This is a genomic window from Kitasatospora sp. NPDC048296 (assembly GCF_043201815.1).
Lineage (GTDB): Bacteria > Actinomycetota > Actinomycetes > Streptomycetales > Streptomycetaceae > Kitasatospora.
Genome location: NZ_JBICZB010000006.1, coordinates 96,719 through 113,649 on the forward strand (window position 1 = coordinate 96,719; position 16,931 = coordinate 113,649).

Sequence of the window (16,931 nt, forward strand, 5' to 3'; positions counted from 1 at the left end):
TCCTAGGGGCTGAGCGGGAGTGGGTCCTGTTGCCAGGACCTTTGCTCAGCCGAACGCCCCGAACGGTCTTGGGTGTTCTGGTCCACCGCGTTCCTGCCACGTTCAGCGCCGACGGATCGTGTCCGTGGTCCGGGTACGCGGGGGCGGTTTTCCTCACGCCCCCGGTCACCGGGTCGGGCCTGGGCGGTCCGATGCCCGTGCACATCGCTCTGGTGTGCACGGGGCGGTGCCGTCCGTCGCCTGATCCGGTGTCCGAGGGCGCGTCGTGCGATCGCCACGCTCGCCGCCTGGTGGCGGCTCGCGGGGCGTTTCGGTGTGGTGAGGGGCTTCTGCCAGTGCTCGGCTCCCCATGTCGAGGTGTAGGCGGGATCGACCGCGATGACGGAGATTCCGGCTTCGGCGGTCATCGCGAGGAGCCGGGTGCGCAGCTTGGCGGTGGGCATGCCGTTGACGAGCTGGCGGAAGCGGCGTTTGCGGCCGTGTTTCTCGCGGGTCCTGGAGTCGGTGAAGTCGAGGTCCTCGATCGCGAGAGCCTTGACGCCGGTGTCGTTGGCCCAGTGGAGCAGGCGGGTGATCGCGTGCCGGAGCTGTGCGTCGCGGTGCTCGGCGGTTCCGGACAGGTCGTAGTCGAAGCGGCGTGGCCGGCCGGTGGGGTTGCCGTGGGTGTCGAGCTGCCAGGCGGCGAGGTGGTCGGCGTTCATGTCCACGCCGATCACTTCGCCGGCCCGCAGGGTTTCCAGTGGTACGACGGGCAGGTCTTTGCGCTGCCAGCTCGCGTCCAGATACCAGCGCCCGCGTTCGACGTCGAGGTGGATGCGATAGGCGACGGCCCGGTTCGCTTCAATACGGTCGCGCCATTCCTCGCCCCGGTGCGGAAACGACACCGTGGAGGCCAGGACGTACCGGCCGTGCGGGGTGTTGGCGAGATGTGCGAGCGGCGCGGGCAGCCTGATGCTGATTCCGCCGCCTGGGGTGACCCGGATGGTCTCGTTCCCGTAGCGCTTGCCCGACTCCCCGTCCGCCGCGAGGAACCAGCGGGCGGCCTGCCACCGGGCGCGCCACTGCTCGACGCTCTGGCCAGTCGCTTGGAGGTTGTGCCGGTTGTTGAGGAGCTTGCGGCCACCGCGCACCACCGACACCCGGCCCGCCTCGCGCTCCGCCCTGACCCGCTCGTACTCGCGCTCCAGGTGTGCCAGTCGGCGGGACTTGGCGTGCCACTCCCGCCGTGACCGGTAGCCGCCGGGCTGCCGCCTGGTGCCTTTCTCGCCGAGCGGCAGCGCGAGGCGGTGGCGGATCGTGGCGATTCCCACCTCCAGCCCCTGGAGGTGCTGCCACTGCGCGCGCCGGGACAGGCCCCATTGATCGTGCGTGGCCTTCGTGACGGACCCGGCCCAGCGCGACGACGCCTGTGGTGTGAGGTCGCGCTTGCGGGCCGCCCAGGTCTCAGCCGAGTGCTCCAGGCCGTCGGCGACGCGCCGGGCCAGATCCCGCGAGGCGAGAGACCCGAGGTGCCCGCCCAGCAGGCGCAACACCGCATCGTCCTCGGCCGTGAGGCCCCTGAGTCGGTCCCGTATGCACACGCCCGACGCGGGATCGGCGACGAACGGCCGAGCGATCTGCCGCAACACAGCCAGCCCGACCCCCAACCCCACTGCGATTCCTTCGACCACGCACAGGGTGGCACACGCAACAGCATCAACGGCCCGAAAATGGTCAAACGAAAGCATCTCGACGACACTTCGGCAGAGACCGACAAACTCACTCATGAACACCAGAGATCACTCAACAACACTCAACCCTCAGCAGCTCACCACCCCTGATCCCATTCGCTTGATCCCATTCGCCGAAGGAGCCCGAACCGTGGCCCAGATCGTCCTCTTCCACTCCGCCGACGGCCTGCGCCCGGTCGTGCACGCCGCCGCCGACCGGCTGCGCGCCGCCGGGCACACCGTGCACACCCCGGACCTGTTCGAGGGGCGGACCTTCGACGACTCCGAGGCCTCGCGTGCCTACCAGGAGGAGATCGGCGGCAGCGAGGAACTGCTGAAGCGCGCGGTCATCGCCGTCGCCCCGCTCTCCGAGGGCGGGCTGGTGTACGCCGGCTTCTCGCTCGGCGGCGCGATCGCGCAGAACCTGGCCCTCGCGGACGAGAAGGCGCGCGGACTGTTGCTCCTGCACGGCACCTCCGACCTGCGGGAGGACGCGGCCACCTCGATCCCCGTCCAGCTGCACATGGCCGACCCGGACCCGTACGAGCCGGAGGACTGGCTGAACGCCTGGTACCTGCGGATGCGGCGCGCGGGCGCGGAGGTCGAGGTGCACCGCTACCAGGGCGCCGGGCACCTGTTCACCGACCCGGAGCTGCCCGACTACGACGAGGAGGCCGCCGAGCGCGCCTGGGCGGCGGCGGTGGACTTCCTCGCGGACCTGGAGGACTGATCCGGCGTCGGGCCGGCCGGTTCGGGATCCGCTCCCGGTGCCGGCCGGTTCGGGATCCGCTCCCGGTGCCGGCCGGGGCGGTCGCACCGGTCGTACCGGCGGGGTGACCGTCAGGGGCGCGAGGGGCCGCGGCGGGGGAGGGTCTGGCTGTAGACGACGCTGGTGGTGGTGCTGCCGAAGCCGGCGAGCTCGTCGACGAGGGTCTCCAGGTGTTCCATGGAGGTCGCGGCCACCTTCAGGGTGTAGCAGTCGTCGCCGGTGGTGCGCAGGCACTCCAGGATCTCGCGGCGGTCGGCGAGCACGCGGTGCAGCGGCTGGTGGTGGTTGCCCGGGTACTTCAGCCGGACGACGGCGAGCACCGGGTAGCCGACCTTGGCCAGGTCGACGGTGGCGTGGTAGCCGGTAATGACGCCCAGCGACTCCAGGTTCCGCACCCGTTCGGTGGTGGCGGAGGGGCTGAGGTTGACCCGGCGGCCCAGCTCACTGAGGGAGATCCGGGCCTCCTGCTGGAGCTGGTCGATGATCGCCCAGTCGGTGTCGTCGAGGTTCGCGGTCACCGGGCGATATTACCGGGAGATTCGCGGCGGACGGCAGTGATCACCGGGAGGATCTTGTTCCGGGCGCGGTGTGCCCGGGAATAGCCTCGGGGCATGCAACTTGGCGTCAACGTACCGAATTTCGGACCGGGCACCGACCCCGGCGTGCTGCGCGCGTGGGCGGTGGTGGTGGAGGACCTCGGGTTCGACCTGCTGATGGTCTCGGACCACGTGGCCGTGACCGCGGACGTGGCCGAGCGCTACCCGGAGCCGTTCTACGACCCGTTCGCGACCCTGTCGTGGCTGACGGGGGTGACCGACGGACGGCTGAGGATCGGGACGACGGTGCTGGTGCTGCCGTACCGTCACCCGCTGCTGGTGGCGCGGATGGCGGACAGCCTGCACCGGCTCAGCGGCGGGCAGTTCGTGCTCGGCGTCGGAGTCGGCTGGGCGCGGCAGGAGTTCGACGCGCTCGGGGTGCCGTTCGCGGCGCGGGGGCGGCTGGCGGACGAGTACCTGGGGGCGATCCGGGAGGCCTGGCAGGGGCGGGACACCGCCGCGCCGCCGGTCTGGATCGGGGGGCACAGCGAGGCGGCGCTCCGTCGGGCCGTGAAGTTCGGCGACGCCTGGCACCCGCTGCGGCTGCCGATCGCGCGGATGCGCTCGGTGCTGGCGGAGCACGAGCTGCCGGGGTTCGCGCCGCGGATCGCGCTGCGGCTGACGGACGCGCCGGTGGACGATCCCGAACGGCCCGCCGGGGTCGGCGACTTGGCGCAGGTGATGGGCGACCTCGCGGAGCTGCGCGAGCTGGGCGCCGAGGCCGTGGTGCTGGACCCGTACCACGGAGACCCGGAGGAGACCCGTCGGTACGACGTGGCGTGGCAGGCTCTGGCGACGGTTTCGGAACACTGGAAGGCCCACGGGAAGGCACAGTCATGATCACGATTGCCGACGAGGCGCTGCTGCGGCGCGCGATCGCCGTCGCGGCCCGGGCGGTCGAACTGGGCGACGCGCCGTACGGCTCACTGCTGGCCGCACCGGACGGGACGGTCCTGGTCGAGGCCCACAACACCGTCCGGCGGGACGACGACATCACCGCGCACCCCGAACTCAAGCTCGCCCGCTGGGCCGCCCGGGAGCTGAGCCCGGAGGAGGCCGCCGGTACGACCATGTACACCAGCTGCCAGCCCTGCGGCATGTGCGCGGGGGCGCTCGTCCGCTCCGGGCTCGGGCGGGTGGTGTACGCGCTGGCGACCGAGCAACTCGTCGAGCTCAACCCGGAGTCGGGCGCCTGGCCGGTGGTGCAGCAGGACGGTCCGGCGCTGTTCGAGGAGGCGCGCCGGCCGATCGAGACGTACTACCGGTCGTCCTGACGGCGGGGAGGTGCGGGCGCTCGCTCCGAGGACGGGCGGCGCCGCGATCAGGGAACCCGACGGGACGGGGGTCTGTCGGGCCGAATGGCGGTCGGCGGGGCGCGAGTTCGCGCCCCGCCGGTCTGCGAGGGGCTGCCGCAGTCCGGGGTGTCGGTGGCCTCTGCGAGCATCGTGCCGTGACTCGCACCCCAGACCAGCGTCCCGACGAAGCCGTCCTCGATGCCCTGCGCACCGCCTTCCCACCGGAGTGGCGGGAACCGGCCCTGGGTGGTGAGGGCGTCGCGCGTTGGGAGGCGGTGAACGGCGTCGTCCTGCCGGAGCCGTACCGGACCTTCGTCGCGGAGATCAGCAACGGCTGCAGCCTCGGCCCGGCGGAGGACGGCGGCCTCCAGCCACTGGGGTGGCTGCCCGACGGCTGGCCGGACCTGGGTGAGCGGCGGCTGGGGGAGTCGTTCCCGCTGGAGGCGGCCTGGCTGTGGGAGGACGACGAGGACGTCGACCCGGACGACCCCCGGATCGACGCGGTGTTCCTGCACGGGTCGGTGGTGCTCGGCTCGGACGACGGGCAGTCGTTCTGGTTGCTGGTGACGACCGGGCCCCGGCGGGGCGAGGTCTGGATGGTGTCCGACGTCGCCGCCCTGCCGGTGCCCGGGCCGGAGGCCTGGGGCTTCGCGGAGTGGGTGCGGAACTGGCCCTCGGACGAGGAGTGGCAGGTCTGAGGCGACCTTCAACGCTTGACGACGGCGGTGCCGCCGTCCAGGTCGATGCCGGTCCGGGGCGGGGCGCCGGCGTGGCCGTCGTCGGGCAGGGTGAGCTGGGCCTGGCGCTGCTCGATCTGGACGCGCTTGTTGGCGTTGAAGAACGCGTGCAACTCCTCGGTCGCGGCGGCGCCGAGGCCGAGACTGCCGGAACGGGACCGGGCGTTCAGGCGACGGGAGAGCCAGGCGGGGTGGCCGGAGCGCACCACGAGGTGGCGGATCGAGGCCAGCGTGAAGGGCACGATCACCAGCACCGCCATGAAGAGCAGACCCGCCATCATCACCATGCCGACCCAACGTGCGTGGGTGGCCGATCCGTTCCTAGTCTGGCATCAATTCGGTGTGGCGAATGGATACTTGATGCTTTGGTGGTGCGCATGAGCGATGAGAGTGCGGCGCCCGCGCGGTTCAAGGACCTGGCACTGGATGCGACCGATCACCAGGGGTTGGCCGACTGGTGGTGTGCGGCGATCGGATATGTGCGCAGGCAGTCGATCGACGGAGTGGAGCTACCGGACGGGTGGGGGGTTCCGATCGTCGATCCGACCGGGAACGGTCCGTTGATCTGGATTAATCCGGTGCCGGAGCGGAAGACGGTCAAGAACCGGATGCACCTTGACGTGTGGGGCGATGCGGGCCGGCTGGCGGCCCTGGGGGCGACAGTGCTCCGGGCGCCCGACGACGAGATCCGGTGGCACGTGCTGGCGGACCCCGAGGGGAACGAGTTCTGCGTGTTCGCCCCGCAGGGCGAGGCTGACTGATGGCGCAGGAAGTCGGATGGTCCGACTTCCTGGGCGGCAGGGAGTCGTCCTGGCCGATGGCGGCTCCGATTCCCGGACGGTGGTCACAACACGACGGCCTCGTGTGGGTGGCGTGCGCGCTTTAGCCGTTGACAGTAAGTAGCCTACGAATCACCAATCTCAGCCGGGCAAACGGCGGCTGCTCATGTGTTGGGCCTGATCCGGCCCACTGAGCAGCCGTGACCTTGCCCTGCGCATCGACTCGGAGAGGAGATGGAAATGGCTGCGAAAAATCACGGCGAGGCGGCTCCCAGGCACGGATGGATGACGAATCCCCGCTCTCGCGCCGACATCCACTTCAACGGCGGCTGGCCGTCCAACGGTCTGGAGGCGGGCAAGTTCTTCCCGGGGAAGCAGGTCGGGCTGACGGACCCGGACGTGCCGACGGATGTCGTGAGCGGGCCCAAGCCGGTGCCGCCGGACGGCAAGATCGCCAGCGGTGGAAGTGAGCCGGCCGGCGCGGTGCTCGATGAGGTACGGGACTGGCCGAAGGTCGATCTTCCGTCGGACACGGAGGTGCCCTTCCAGTGGAACTTCTCGATGAAGCACCGGACGCGCCGCTACAACTACTTCGTGACCAAGGAGGATTGGGACCCGCGCGCTCCGCTGAGCCGCGCCCAGTTCGAGCCTGAGCCGTTCGCGACGTACAAGCCGTACGACGACCTCCCGTACTGGGACATGCCGGAGGCCAAGGACGACCCGCACCTCGACAAGCCGCACTCGGTCAAGCTGCCGGTGCGTTCCGGTTATCACGTGATCCTCGGTGTGTGGGAGGTGGCCGACACCGGTCACGCCTTCTACCAGGTGATCGATGTGAACTTCACTCGGTAACTCCCCAGGGGAGGTTGCCCGTTGTGGACGGGCAACCTCCCCACCGCTGTCTGGACGCGGCGGCAGCGGCGCTTCCTCCTGCGCGGGGCTACGCCTCGGGCAGCGGCTGGACGGTCAGGTGGTAGTCCTGCAGGATCCGGCCTTCCTCGTCCAGTACGAGGAAGGCCCGGGCGGCCCAGGCGACCTCGTCGAGGCGGGGGCCCTTGGCGTACGTCAGCTGGAGGGTGAGCATGACGACGTCGTCGTGAACGGTGACGTGGCCGTCGTCCGTGACGTGGTAGTCGCCGGAGGCGACGAACAGTCCGTACGCCTCCGCGACCCGGCCGGTCAGCCCGTCGTGTCCGCAGAACCGGATTCCTTCGACGAACTCGACGCCGTCCGGAGCCCACAGCTCGGCGACGGCGCGCTGGCGCGCGGCCGGATCCGGCTCGTTCCAGACGGCGACGTAGCGCTGCACGATCCGGTCGACATCGGTGACGGTGGTCTGCGGCATGACGGGCCAACTCCCTTGTTCGGCAGGTGATCGACGGCCTCGGTTCCGGCCGTGGGCACCAGGCTTCCGGCGGCCGTCGCGGGAGGGTCAAGGGCGAGGGCGCCGCCGAACCCTCCCCCTGGGGGAGAGCGCACAATCGACGGGTGACGAGCTACCTGTCGATCGGCGACTTCTCCCGCGCCACCCACATGACCGTCAAAACCCTGCGCCACTACCACGAGCGAGGGCTGCTGGAACCGGTCGACGTCGACCCGCAGACCGGCTACCGGCGTTACTCGCCCGAGCAGATCCCCGTGGCCCAGGTCGTGCGCCGCTTCCGCGACCTCGGGATGCCCGTGGAGGAGATCCGTACGGTTCTGGCCGCCCCGGATGTCCCCGCCCGCAACCGGCACATCAGTGCGCACCTGCACCGGCTGGAGGAGGAGTTGGGCCGCACCCAGTGCGCGGTCGCCGCACTGCGGGACCTGCTGTCACCGCCCGGCGACGGGGAGACACCGAGGATCGAGCTGCGCAGCGTCGGCGAGGTCCAGGCGGCGGCGATCACGGCGACGGTCGGGGCGGAGGAGGTCGGAGCCTGGTTCCAGGGCGCTCTCGGTGAGCTGTTCGCGACCGTGGCGAGCCAGGGGCTGCGGGAGACGGGCGAGGCCGGCGGCGTGTACGCGGACGAGTTGTTCACCCTGCACCGGGGGCAGGCCACCGTCTTCGTGCCCTGCGACGGCCCGGTCCGGCCGGTCGGTCGGGTCGAACCCCTGCTCGTGCCGCCGGTCGAACTCGCCGTGATCGAGCACTGCGGGCCACCCTCCGAGGTCGACCGGGCGTACGGTGCGCTGGCGGCCTACGTGGCGCGCCACGCGCTCGCCGTCGACGGTCCGATCCGCGAGTACTACCTGGTCGGGCAGCGCCACACCCCGGACAGCACCCGGTGGCGGACCGAAGTCTGCTGGCCGGTCTTCCGCACCGGTGTCGCTGAGCACGGATAGCGGAATCCGGGAGAGCGACGGGCCGCGAGGGAAAGGCGTCGGCCCGTCGCGGTGGCGCGGCACAGGCGTCAGTGGTGGCCCAGCACGTTGACCACGCGGCCGTTGGGGTCGCGGACGAAGAACCGCCGCACTCCCCACTCCTCGTCCTGCAAGGGGTAGACGATCTCCGCGCCGCTCTCCTGCATGACCGCATAGGCCGCATCCACGTCGTCCACCTCCACGCTCATGTCGGGGGCGAGCGGTGCCGTCTTGTCGCCGGCCATGATGCTGACCTGCGCCGCCGGACTGGACGGGGAGGCGAGTGTCATGATCCAGCCGTGGTTCATGACCTCCTCGAATCCCAGTAGGCCGTAGAACTCCCGGCTCTCCTGCGCAGCCTCTGACTGGATGTTGGGCACGACGCGACGGACGGACATGGGGCGACTCCAAGAGAGAACAACAGACGTGTCTTCGGAACTTCCCAGGAGTGCGACGGCACATCCGCCACCGCGCGCACCTTCGCAACAGGCCCCGCGCCGGGGCCACCGGGGCGTGGTCCCGGCGGACGTAGCCCCGGTCGGCCCTCGGTAGTTCCCGGACGAGCAGTTGCGGCCCCTCGCGCGAACGAGCGCGAGGGGGCGGGGGCGACGGAAGGGTGGGTATTGCGGCGCCTCGTGCGGGTGCGCGCGAGGCGCCGCAACTGCGTAGGAAGTCGGACGGGCGACTTCCCGTGCGGTGGGGTTGGGACGCTGGGCGTGGTGGTCGAATGCGCGGAGGTCGGCTGCTGGATTGACAGCCCGGACCTCAGTGCAGGCGTTGGAAGCGCCTCAGACACCCAAGGACTGACGAGCGGCCGGCACCGGCGACTCCGCCGCCCACGCGGCGAGCAGGTGCAGCGCGGCCTCGGTCGGGCCGTCCGGGACCGGTGTGAGGGTCACGAGCCGCTGGCGTTCGTCCCCGGAGAGATCGAGGGTCTCGTAGGTGAACGTGAGCGTCCCCACTGCCGGGTGCCGGAAGCTCTTGGTCCCGTGCGTCCGGACCTCCACGTCCGCCCGGGCCCAGAGCCCGCGGAAGGTGTCGCTCTCCGCGCGCAGCCGGGCGACCAGCTCCGTCAGTTCCGGGTCGTCGGGGTAGCGGCCGGCGGTCGCCCGGAGTTGACCCACCGTGTCCGCCGCGATCTGGTCCCACTCTACGTAGAACTCCCGCCCGTCCGGAGCGAGGAAGAGGAACGCCGCCAGGTTCCACGTCCCCGGCGGGGCGGCCGCGCCGTGGACGAACAGCCGCTTTGCGATCGGGTTCAGGGCGAGGACGTCCAGACGGTCGGTCAGAACCATCGCCGGGACCCTCACGTGTTCCAGCAGACGCACCAGTTCCAGGCGGACCACCGGCCCGTCCGGAGCCGGCGCGGCGGATCTGCGCCGCCGGCCGGGCCGGGCCAGGACGTGCAGGTGCTCGTGCTCCACCTCGTCCAGGCGGAGCACCTCGGCGAGCGCGTCCAGGACCTCATCGGACGGATGCTTCGCCCGGCCCTGCTCCAGCCGCTGGTAGTACTCGACGCTGATCCCCGCGAGCTGCGCCAGTTCCTCCCGCCGCAGGCCCGGTACCCGGCGTCGTCCCCCGCCGCGCAGTCCGGCGCTCTGCGGAGTGATCAGGGCCCGACGGGCCTGCAGAAACTCGCCCAAATCCTGGTGATCTCCCATGCCGGCCAGTATGACCGGCGACAAAGGTGGGCCTGTCAGTACCCGTAACAGCAGGTGTCTGGATACGCCGGACCGGTCGCGACAGGCTGGGGCGCGTCCGAAAAGCACCAACGCAACCATGAGAACCCCGAAGGATTCCCCATGTGCCACCCCACCGACAGCCGCCCGCCCGCCGCCCCCGTCACCACGGGCTCGGTCGCGGAGGAGGGCCGGCTGGAGATCACCGCAGCCGACGGGAACCGGTTCGGCGCCTTCCGCGCGGCCCCGACCGCTCCCAACGGCCGCAGCGTCCTTCTGCTGCCCGACCGGCGTGGCCTGCACCCCTTCTACGAGGACCTCGCCCGGCGGTTCGCCGAAGCCGGCTTCCGCACCCTGGTCCTGGACTTCTACGGCCGCACCGCGGGCCTGGGTTCCCGGGATTCCGCCTTCGACTGGGCGACTCACATGCCGCTGCTGGAGCCCGCCCACGTCGAGGCCGACTCGGCGGCGGCGGTGGCCAAGCTGCGGGAGTGGAGCAACGACCCGGTGTTCAGCGTCGGCTTCTGCCTGGGCGGCTCGTACTCCTGGCGGCTGGCTTCCGCCGGCCTCGACCTGGCCGGAGCGGTGGGCTTCTACGGGGTCCCGCGGTTCTTCGGTGACCGCGCCGAGCAGCTGTCCGCACCCCTGCTGATGCTGCTGGCCGGGGAGGATGTGGTCACCACGACGGACGAGTTCGAGGCCTTCACCAACGGTCTCGACCGGGCCGGGAAGGAGCACGAGATGCACGTCTACGAGGGAGCCCCGCACTCGTTCTTCGACGACGCCTTCGCGGACTGGCAGGACGCCTGCACCGACGCCTGGCACCGCCTGCTCGACTTCACTGCCCGGCACGGGCGCGGGGCGGCGGGTTGAACGAGCGGTACGAGCGGGGCTCGGTCCGTCGACGTGAACTGGGCGGGCCCAGCCGGCACCGGCCCCGGCCGGCTGCGGCCGTCCTGCGGCCCGAGCTGACGGTATGCATGCGTTCCTGCTGCCGACGTACATGAGGGACCCCGGTTGCGTAGGAAGTCGGACGGGCCGACTTCCTGTGCCTGGCTGGTCGATTCAAAATGATCAGCAGACAGGGCAAATGGAGGTCATGCTGTGACGGAGCCGCTGATGCAACACGAGTGAACGGAGCCGGCCCGGGTGGCAACACGTCCTGCCACAATGCAGTCGGTCACCTTCGCGGCCTGGCGCGAGGACGGTGCCGGTCGGCGCTACGTCACGCTGGCCGAACTCCTGGTGCGCCTGGGGAGTTTCGGGCTGGATCTCCAGTGGCGGGCCCGGATCTATGAGGCTCCTTCGTGTGCCAAGTTCGCTCGCATCGAGGAGGCTTGCGTCGACGCTCCCATCGGCACGCTGGATCTGCTGGCCATGGTTGCGCCGGACCTGCAGACCGTCGACGGGGACTTCGCGGGCTATGCGGACGGTGAGCTGGCGGTCGTGTTGCGGGAGTTCGACAGTACGAGCTGGGACTTCTGGACTGCTGACGCCGGCGCCATGCGGGAGATCCTTCGGCACTACCCGGACGCGGCGCCGACTTCTGAGGATCTGCTCCAGGAGCTGCCGTGGGGGACTGGGTTGATGAGGTAGGGCGGTCGGGTCATTGCGCTCGGCTGGCTAGGCGGCCGATGGGGGCTTCGGCGCGAATCTCGGCGGCCTCGAAGGTGATCCGCTTGTCCCGGCCGGCGAGGACGACGGCCTTGCCGGTGAGGGTGACGGTGGTCGTAGGCCAGCCGGACCAGCCGTCCACTTCGAGGTTCGTCACGCCGGTGCAGACCAGGACGAACTCGACCGCGTTGTGTCCTCGCGCCTGCCACAGCTCTGCGGCGGCGGTCGGGACGGTGAAGGCGAAGAACCTCAGGGTGACGGAGGTTTCGCGTTCGTCGATGAGGACGGAGGTCAGGTCGAAGTCGGTGAGGGGAGGCGGGGGTGAGCCGAAAACCGTGCGGACGGGGGCGGGGTCGGTCAGCTCGGCGGACCAGTCGAGGTCAGGCATAGAAGGTCTTCGTGGTGGTGGGCGGCAGCGTTTGGTGGTGGAGGCGCTGGTCGAGGGGGCTCTCGAACCATCGCTGGTTCGGATCGTTGGAGCGGTAGGCGTTGAGGTGGATGGCCTTGATCGCGGCGTACGCGGTGAAGGCCAGGAGGAATTCGGGCCCGCGCACTGCGACTTCGACCCGGCGCTCGTAGATCTGGGGGAGGGCGGCGAGGTCGATGTCCACAACAGTGTTGTTGGGGACACCCCGCATCCGGAGGTCCTCGCCCACTGCCATGAACTCGATCTGGGCCTCGAACCGGTCGCAGCCGGCCTCGATCCAGGCGGTGGGGGCGAGGTCGGGGAAACGCGGAAGCTCTACGCGTAGCTTCACACCTTGCCCGTAGGGACTCAGGTGGACCGATCTGAGGATCAGGCGCTCCAGGGGTGGCAGCTCGGTGTAGAGCGCGGTCAGCCGCTCGGACTGGACCAGCAGCTCCGGCCACAGGGCGGCTGACATGGATGGTCTCCTGCGGTGAGAGGACGAGGTGCGTTGGGCGTGGTGGTCGAACTCGCCGGCCTTGATACCGTGGAGGAGGGCGGCGAAGGTGGTGGGGGTGGTGCGGAGGATGGTTTCGCCTTCGTCGGACTCACGGAGTTCGACCACGCTGTCGGCCTTGCGGACCTCCACGCACTCGCTGCCGGATCCGCTGAAGGATGACTTCTGCCACTCGGTGTAGGTCATGTTCGGCCTTTCATAGGCTCTGTTCGATCTTGCGAATCAGGCTACGAGACTTGCTCTCGCTGAGCGCCATCGATTCGGTGCGGGCGAAGATGGATCGATAGCTGGTGAGCTCGTTGACGGCATCCATGTAGACGGGGCCACGGGAGGACTCGATCTCTACGGTGTCGAGTTCTGACACCTTGCCGAATGCATAGGTGAGGTTCTCAACAGCTCCGGGGAAGGTGTCGACGTCGAACGGTACGACTCGGACGGTCATCCATCCTTGCTCGGAGTCTTCGAGTAGGGATGCGAGCTGTTCCCGGAGGATCTCGACGCCTCCGAAGCGGGTCCACAGCGCGGACTCATAGATGAAGAAGGTCATCGGCTTCTGGTCGCGGCGCAGATCGGCCTTGCGATGCATTCTGAACGCGGTCCGGGCCTCCAGCTCGTGCCGAGGAATCGGAGGGATCGAGCGTCCGAACATCGACGATGCATAGCTGATCGTCTGACAGGGGCCGGGCATATGAGTGAGGACCCACAGCATGAGGCTGTCCGCGCTCTTCTCAAGCTCGGCGACTTCGAGGAAGCCATCCGGGATGGTGCCTCGGTATTCCTCCCACCAGCCTTTGGAGCGGTCCTGAACCATGGACCCCAGGGCTTCGATCAGGGGCTCGTTCATGCACTTGCAGGCAGCGGCGAAGGAACGGAGCCGCTCCGGGCTCACGCCGACCTTGGCCGCCTCTATCTGGCTGACCTGAGTCCTGTCGATGCCGAGGTCCCTGCTCAGGGTGTTGGTCGACAGGCCGGCGGCCTCGCGCATCTTCCGAAGCTCAGCACCGATTCGGCGTTGACGGAGCGTCGGGTTGATTCGTGGCGGCATGGGTCCCTTCCTTGCCGATGTGCCCCAAGTCTGCCGCGCTGCCGTGCGCGGGGTCCACTTGAGGGTGAACCCATCCGGATTGGAATCACATGTGACGTCGACTGCTGTATGGTCGATGTCATAGCGATCCGATGGATCGTCAACTCCGGCTGTTGTCACGCCACTTCATCGCATCTAGGGAGCTTTCCCATGCGTCACTGCAACACGCCCTCGATCGCCATCTCCCGGCAGTCCCTCCGGGACGCCATGGGCCGGGTCGGGTACCCGCCCTCCTCCATCGCGGACGCGGAGCTCGCGCTCGTCGAACTCCTCGTCAACGCCTGGCGGCACGGCGCCACCCCCGCGCCGGTCGTCCAGATCCTCGCGATCCACCGCACGCTCAGGGTGGCCGTCGCGGACGAGAGCCCGATCATGCCGGAGCGGTGCATGCCGGGCCTCCTCGCGGAGTCCGGCCGTGGGCTCCAGCTCGTCGAGGGCCTGACCCACCGCTGGGGCGTGGACCTCCAGGAGAGGGGCAAGCTCGTCTGGTTCGAGCTGGACTCCGTCGCGTGAAGCGCCGGCGTCGGCCGATGACGCCGACGGATCCGCGCATCCGGGGCTACCGGGACGAGCAGGTCCTCGCTCTCCTCGGTGAACTCCACGAGCGCGGCAAGAAGTTCGGCCTGGTCTGGCCGTCGGCCTCGACGGACAAGACGCTCGACGGACGGGTGCTCGTCCGGTTCAACACGGCGCCGGTCTCGACGCTCCTCAGCCTCCTCACCCTGCTCCTCGACGCCGAGCGGGACCGCCCGTGCGATTCCTGATCGGGGCGGCCTTCGCCGCCCTCCTGGCCCTCGCGTTCGCGACCGTCGCCCTGGGCGTGATCACCGCCCTCCGCGCGACCCCGCCGGACGAGGACGCCTGACCCCCGCCAGCCCCCGCCGCCCCCGCGCGCCGGGGGCTGCGGCACGATGGGGCCCGTGGCAGAGCGGAGATACGAGTACGCACCGGCGGGGACGCTGCCGGGGTTGTTGCAGCGCGGTCGGGGGCTCGGCGCGCTGATGGCGGCGGAGGATCCCGCCTCGGCTGCCGACCTGATCTACGGGTGCATTCGCTGGGAGTGGCGCTGGGATTCGACACTCGACGACCGGGACGTCTATCTCGCCCGGCTGATCCGTGACCTGGAGTTGCCGCTCGGGCCGGTGATCGAGATGTTGGCCGGGGACGAGGGTGTCCGTGAGCGGGCCACCGGAGTGCTGGAGCTGCTGGCGGCCGCCGGCTCGGTGGAAGCCAGGGATGCCTTGCCGCCGGAGGCCGAGGAGGAGGACGAGGACTGGGGGGGACCCCCCGAGGAGTCAGCCCGATCCGATGGCCGAGTTGGCGAGCAGCGCGCTGCTGGAGCTGCTGGCCGACCCCGCCGAACCGGAGAACCGTAAGGTCGGCGCGCTGAACGTGCTCTACGACCGGGATCCGGAGCCCGGGCTCGTCCCGCTCGTCCCCTCGCTCGGCGAGGCGGACGGTGAGTACCCGCTGCCGATGTTGTCCCTTGTCGTTCACAGGCTCGGCGCCCTCGCCGTGCCGGCCGCCCGGGACTGGGCCACCTCCGACAGCCGCTGGCTGGCCAGCGAGGGCCTCACCGTGCTGCATGCGCACGGCGAAGAGGAGGACATCCCGACCCTCGTCGCCGAACTGGAGCGGGACTGGATGGATCGCACCTGGTGTGGCCCGATGTACACGGCACGAGGGCTGGCGCGGTTCGGGCCGAAGGCCGCCGACGCGATCTCCCTGCTGCGCCGCTTCTGGCTGTGGACGCCGCACTCCTATGAGCGCCATGGCTACCTGGAGGCGCTGGCGGCGATGGGGGCGGCCGGGATGGCCGAGGCGTACACCGAGTCGCTCTGGGACTGCCAGTCCGAAGCCCGTCGGCTCGGCGTCGCGCATGCGCCCGATCGGCCCGAAGTGAGAGACCGCCTGGCCTACCTCCGGGACGACCCGATGGAGGACCCGGAGATCAAAAGAGCCGCCGCGGCGCGACTGGCCGGGCAATAGGAGCCCCGCACGCCCGGCCCGGAAAAAATCACCCGCCGCACACCGGCAGCTGCGGCACGATGGCGCCCGTGGCAGAGCGGAGATACGAGTACGCACCGGCGGGGACGCTGCCGGGGTTGTTGCAGCGCGGTCGGGGACTGGGGGCGTCGATGGCGGCGGAGGATCCGTCGTCGGCCGCCGAGCTGGTGTACGGGTGCATCCGCTGGGAGTGGCGCTGGGACCGGAAGGCCGACGAGCGGCACCGCTATCTCGCCCGGCTGGTCCGGGACCTGGAGCTGCCGCTCCAGCCCGTGATCGACATGCTGGCGGCCGACGAGGACACCTGCGCCCGGGCGACCCGGGTCCTGGAGCTGCTGGCACTCGGCGGCTCGGCCGAGGCCCGCGACGCGCTGCGGGCGTACGTCCGGGACGGCGGGCACTGGGTGGACGTCCTGCAGTCGCTGGCCGCCCGCTGGCCCCGTGAGTGGTGGGACGACCTCGAAGGCATCGCGGCGGCACGCCTGCGGGAGGGCGTGGAGGACCCGGCGCCGTGGGAGTTCCCCTGGATGCTCTGGGGCCTGAAGGGGCAGGTGCCGAAGCCTCCGGCCGAGAAGCTGGAGCCGACGGAGGGGCTGACCGGTGCGGAACTGCTGGAGCTGCTCGCCGACCCGGGGGAGTCGGAGATCCGGAAGATAGCTGCGCTGATGCGGCTGGCACAGCGTGAGCCGGAGCCGGGCCTGGTTCCGCTGGTGCCCTCGCTCGGGTGGCCGGGCGGCAGGTACGCCCTGACGTCGCTGGGTCGGACGGTCTGGAAGCTCGGCGCTCTGGCGATGCCCGCCGCGCGGGAGTGGGCCGCCTCCGACACGCGCTGGCTGGCGCAGCTCGGGCACGACGTGCTGGAGAGGCACGGCGGGAAGGGGGACCTGCCCGTGCTGCTGGCCGAGCTGGAACGGGACTGGGTGGAGCAGGCCTGGTGCGGGCCGATGTACACCGCCCGCGGGCTGGCCCGGTTCGGGCCGGAGGCGGCGGACGCGACGTCCCTCCTCCGCCGCTTCTGGCTGCAGACCCCGCACTCCTCCGAGCGCGCCCTGTACCTGGACGCGCTCGCCGCGATCGGCGCCGCCGGCCTGCCGGAGGCGTATCAGGAATCCCTCTGGGACTGCGAGGCGAACGCCCGCCTGCTCGCCGTCGAGCACGCTCCCGACCGTCCGTACGCCCTCAGCCGGGTCGCCGAGCTACGGGACGATCCGATGGAGAAGCCGGAGATCCGCAAGGCTGCCGAGGCGCGGCTCGCCAGCTGACCGACCCCCTCGTCACAGTCCATCAACCAATCGCGAACTTCGAGGTTTCGTGGCGGCGTTGGGCCCTATTGTGATCCCCGAGTGTGCACCGGGTGGCCAGGCCGACCCGGATGCCGACGACGTTTGGGGGGCAC

At 70.3% G+C, this 16,931-nt stretch carries 23 protein-coding genes; 14 read left to right on the forward strand and 9 right to left on the reverse strand.

Annotation, left to right across the window (positions count from 1 at the left end; genetic code table 11):
- Positions 1–2 precede the first annotated feature (2 nt).
- Entirely contained in the window at positions 3–1,766 is a 1,764-nt protein-coding gene (locus ACGF12_RS06875) for an IS200/IS605 family accessory protein TnpB-related protein (protein WP_393026558.1), read from the reverse strand.
- A gap of 94 nt (positions 1,767–1,860) precedes the next feature.
- On the opposite strand from ACGF12_RS06875, the gene ACGF12_RS06880 reads away from it, so the two are divergent.
- Entirely contained in the window at positions 1,861–2,439 is a 579-nt protein-coding gene (locus ACGF12_RS06880; protein WP_393026561.1) for a dienelactone hydrolase family protein, read from the forward strand.
- Positions 2,440–2,549: 110 nt separating this feature from the next.
- Here the strand turns inward: ACGF12_RS06880 and ACGF12_RS06885 are convergent, their stop codons facing one another.
- Complete coding sequence (locus ACGF12_RS06885) at positions 2,550–2,996, reverse strand: Lrp/AsnC family transcriptional regulator (protein ID WP_393026563.1); 447 nt, start codon at positions 2,994–2,996, stop codon at positions 2,550–2,552.
- Between the two features lie 93 nt (positions 2,997–3,089).
- Here ACGF12_RS06885 and ACGF12_RS06890 point away from each other — a divergent pair, with 93 nt between their 5' ends.
- From ACGF12_RS06890 to ACGF12_RS06900, 3 genes are all read left to right on the forward strand, one after another.
- Positions 3,090–3,914, forward strand: coding sequence for an LLM class flavin-dependent oxidoreductase (locus ACGF12_RS06890; RefSeq protein WP_393026566.1), 825 nt, complete (start codon positions 3,090–3,092; stop codon positions 3,912–3,914).
- A complete protein-coding gene (locus ACGF12_RS06895) occupies positions 3,911–4,348 on the forward strand; it encodes a nucleoside deaminase (RefSeq protein WP_393026569.1) in 438 nt (145 codons plus the stop codon). The genes ACGF12_RS06890 and ACGF12_RS06895 overlap by 4 nt, the downstream gene beginning before the upstream one ends.
- 176 nt (positions 4,349–4,524) lie before the next feature.
- Positions 4,525–5,067 carry an SMI1/KNR4 family protein gene (locus tag ACGF12_RS06900; RefSeq protein ID WP_393026572.1) on the forward strand — a complete coding sequence of 181 codons (543 nt, stop codon included), beginning with the start codon at positions 4,525–4,527 and terminating at the stop codon, positions 5,065–5,067.
- An 8-nt stretch (positions 5,068–5,075) separates the two neighbouring features.
- On the opposite strand, the gene ACGF12_RS06905 is transcribed toward ACGF12_RS06900, so the two are convergent.
- The gene (locus tag ACGF12_RS06905) at positions 5,076–5,393 is read right to left on the reverse strand and encodes a DUF6191 domain-containing protein (RefSeq protein ID WP_393026574.1); all 318 of its coding nucleotides are present in this window, start codon (positions 5,391–5,393) and stop codon (positions 5,076–5,078) included.
- A gap of 90 nt (positions 5,394–5,483) precedes the next feature.
- On the opposite strand from ACGF12_RS06905, the gene ACGF12_RS06910 reads away from it, so the two are divergent.
- Positions 5,484–5,867, forward strand: a complete 384-nt coding sequence (locus ACGF12_RS06910) for a VOC family protein (protein WP_393026577.1) — start codon at positions 5,484–5,486, stop codon at positions 5,865–5,867.
- Between the two features lie 303 nt (positions 5,868–6,170).
- Positions 6,171–6,737 (forward strand): lytic polysaccharide monooxygenase auxiliary activity family 9 protein, encoded by a 567-nt coding sequence (locus ACGF12_RS06915; RefSeq protein WP_393026580.1) that lies wholly within the window; start codon positions 6,171–6,173, stop codon positions 6,735–6,737.
- An 88-nt stretch (positions 6,738–6,825) separates the two neighbouring features.
- On the opposite strand, the gene ACGF12_RS06920 is transcribed toward ACGF12_RS06915, so the two are convergent.
- Positions 6,826–7,230 carry a nuclear transport factor 2 family protein gene (locus ACGF12_RS06920; protein ID WP_393026583.1) on the reverse strand — a complete coding sequence of 135 codons (405 nt, stop codon included), beginning with the start codon at positions 7,228–7,230 and terminating at the stop codon, positions 6,826–6,828.
- A 143-nt stretch (positions 7,231–7,373) separates the two neighbouring features.
- On the opposite strand from ACGF12_RS06920, the gene ACGF12_RS06925 reads away from it, so the two are divergent.
- Positions 7,374–8,210, forward strand: a complete 837-nt coding sequence (locus ACGF12_RS06925) for a MerR family transcriptional regulator (protein WP_393026586.1) — start codon at positions 7,374–7,376, stop codon at positions 8,208–8,210.
- A 68-nt stretch (positions 8,211–8,278) separates the two neighbouring features.
- On the opposite strand, the gene ACGF12_RS06930 is transcribed toward ACGF12_RS06925, so the two are convergent.
- Complete coding sequence (locus ACGF12_RS06930) at positions 8,279–8,626, reverse strand: VOC family protein (RefSeq protein WP_393026588.1); 348 nt, start codon at positions 8,624–8,626, stop codon at positions 8,279–8,281.
- 390 nt (positions 8,627–9,016) lie between these two features.
- On the reverse strand, positions 9,017–9,889 hold the full coding sequence (locus tag ACGF12_RS06935) for a helix-turn-helix domain-containing protein (RefSeq protein ID WP_393026591.1): 873 nt from the start codon (positions 9,887–9,889) through the stop codon (positions 9,017–9,019).
- 141 nt (positions 9,890–10,030) lie between these two features.
- On the opposite strand from ACGF12_RS06935, the gene ACGF12_RS06940 reads away from it, so the two are divergent.
- Both ACGF12_RS06940 and ACGF12_RS06945 read left to right on the forward strand, forming a co-directional pair.
- Complete coding sequence (locus ACGF12_RS06940; RefSeq protein WP_393026594.1) at positions 10,031–10,780, forward strand: dienelactone hydrolase family protein; 750 nt, start codon at positions 10,031–10,033, stop codon at positions 10,778–10,780.
- A gap of 297 nt (positions 10,781–11,077) precedes the next feature.
- Positions 11,078–11,503 (forward strand): hypothetical protein, encoded by a 426-nt coding sequence (locus ACGF12_RS06945; RefSeq protein WP_393026597.1) that lies wholly within the window; start codon positions 11,078–11,080, stop codon positions 11,501–11,503.
- A gap of 10 nt (positions 11,504–11,513) precedes the next feature.
- Here the strand turns inward: ACGF12_RS06945 and ACGF12_RS06950 are convergent, their stop codons facing one another.
- From ACGF12_RS06950 to ACGF12_RS06960, 3 genes are read right to left on the reverse strand one after another with little or no spacing between them, the layout of a single operon-like run.
- Positions 11,514–11,909, reverse strand: coding sequence for an Imm50 family immunity protein (locus tag ACGF12_RS06950; RefSeq protein WP_393026600.1), 396 nt, complete (start codon positions 11,907–11,909; stop codon positions 11,514–11,516).
- Entirely contained in the window at positions 11,902–12,630 is a 729-nt protein-coding gene (locus tag ACGF12_RS06955; protein ID WP_393026603.1) for a DUF397 domain-containing protein, read from the reverse strand. Before ACGF12_RS06955 ends, ACGF12_RS06950 begins: the two co-directional genes overlap by 8 nt.
- A 10-nt stretch (positions 12,631–12,640) precedes the next feature.
- A complete protein-coding gene (locus ACGF12_RS06960) occupies positions 12,641–13,489 on the reverse strand; it encodes a helix-turn-helix domain-containing protein (protein WP_393026606.1) in 849 nt (282 codons plus the stop codon).
- Between the two features lie 189 nt (positions 13,490–13,678).
- On the opposite strand from ACGF12_RS06960, the gene ACGF12_RS06965 reads away from it, so the two are divergent.
- The 5 genes from ACGF12_RS06965 (at position 13,679) to ACGF12_RS06985 (ending at position 16,797) form a co-directional block, all read left to right on the forward strand.
- On the forward strand, positions 13,679–14,041 hold the full coding sequence (locus tag ACGF12_RS06965) for an ATP-binding protein (protein WP_393026609.1): 363 nt from the start codon (positions 13,679–13,681) through the stop codon (positions 14,039–14,041).
- 17 nt (positions 14,042–14,058) lie between these two features.
- Positions 14,059–14,292, forward strand: a complete 234-nt coding sequence (locus ACGF12_RS06970; protein WP_393026612.1) for a hypothetical protein — start codon at positions 14,059–14,061, stop codon at positions 14,290–14,292.
- Positions 14,293–14,448: 156 nt separating this feature from the next.
- A complete protein-coding gene (locus ACGF12_RS06975; RefSeq protein WP_393026615.1) occupies positions 14,449–14,904 on the forward strand; it encodes a hypothetical protein in 456 nt (151 codons plus the stop codon).
- Entirely contained in the window at positions 14,837–15,517 is a 681-nt protein-coding gene (locus ACGF12_RS06980) for a hypothetical protein (protein WP_393026618.1), read from the forward strand. Before ACGF12_RS06975 ends, ACGF12_RS06980 begins: the two co-directional genes overlap by 68 nt.
- A gap of 68 nt (positions 15,518–15,585) precedes the next feature.
- Positions 15,586–16,797, forward strand: coding sequence for a hypothetical protein (locus ACGF12_RS06985; protein ID WP_393026621.1), 1,212 nt, complete (start codon positions 15,586–15,588; stop codon positions 16,795–16,797).
- Positions 16,798–16,931: the final 134 nt, after the last annotated feature.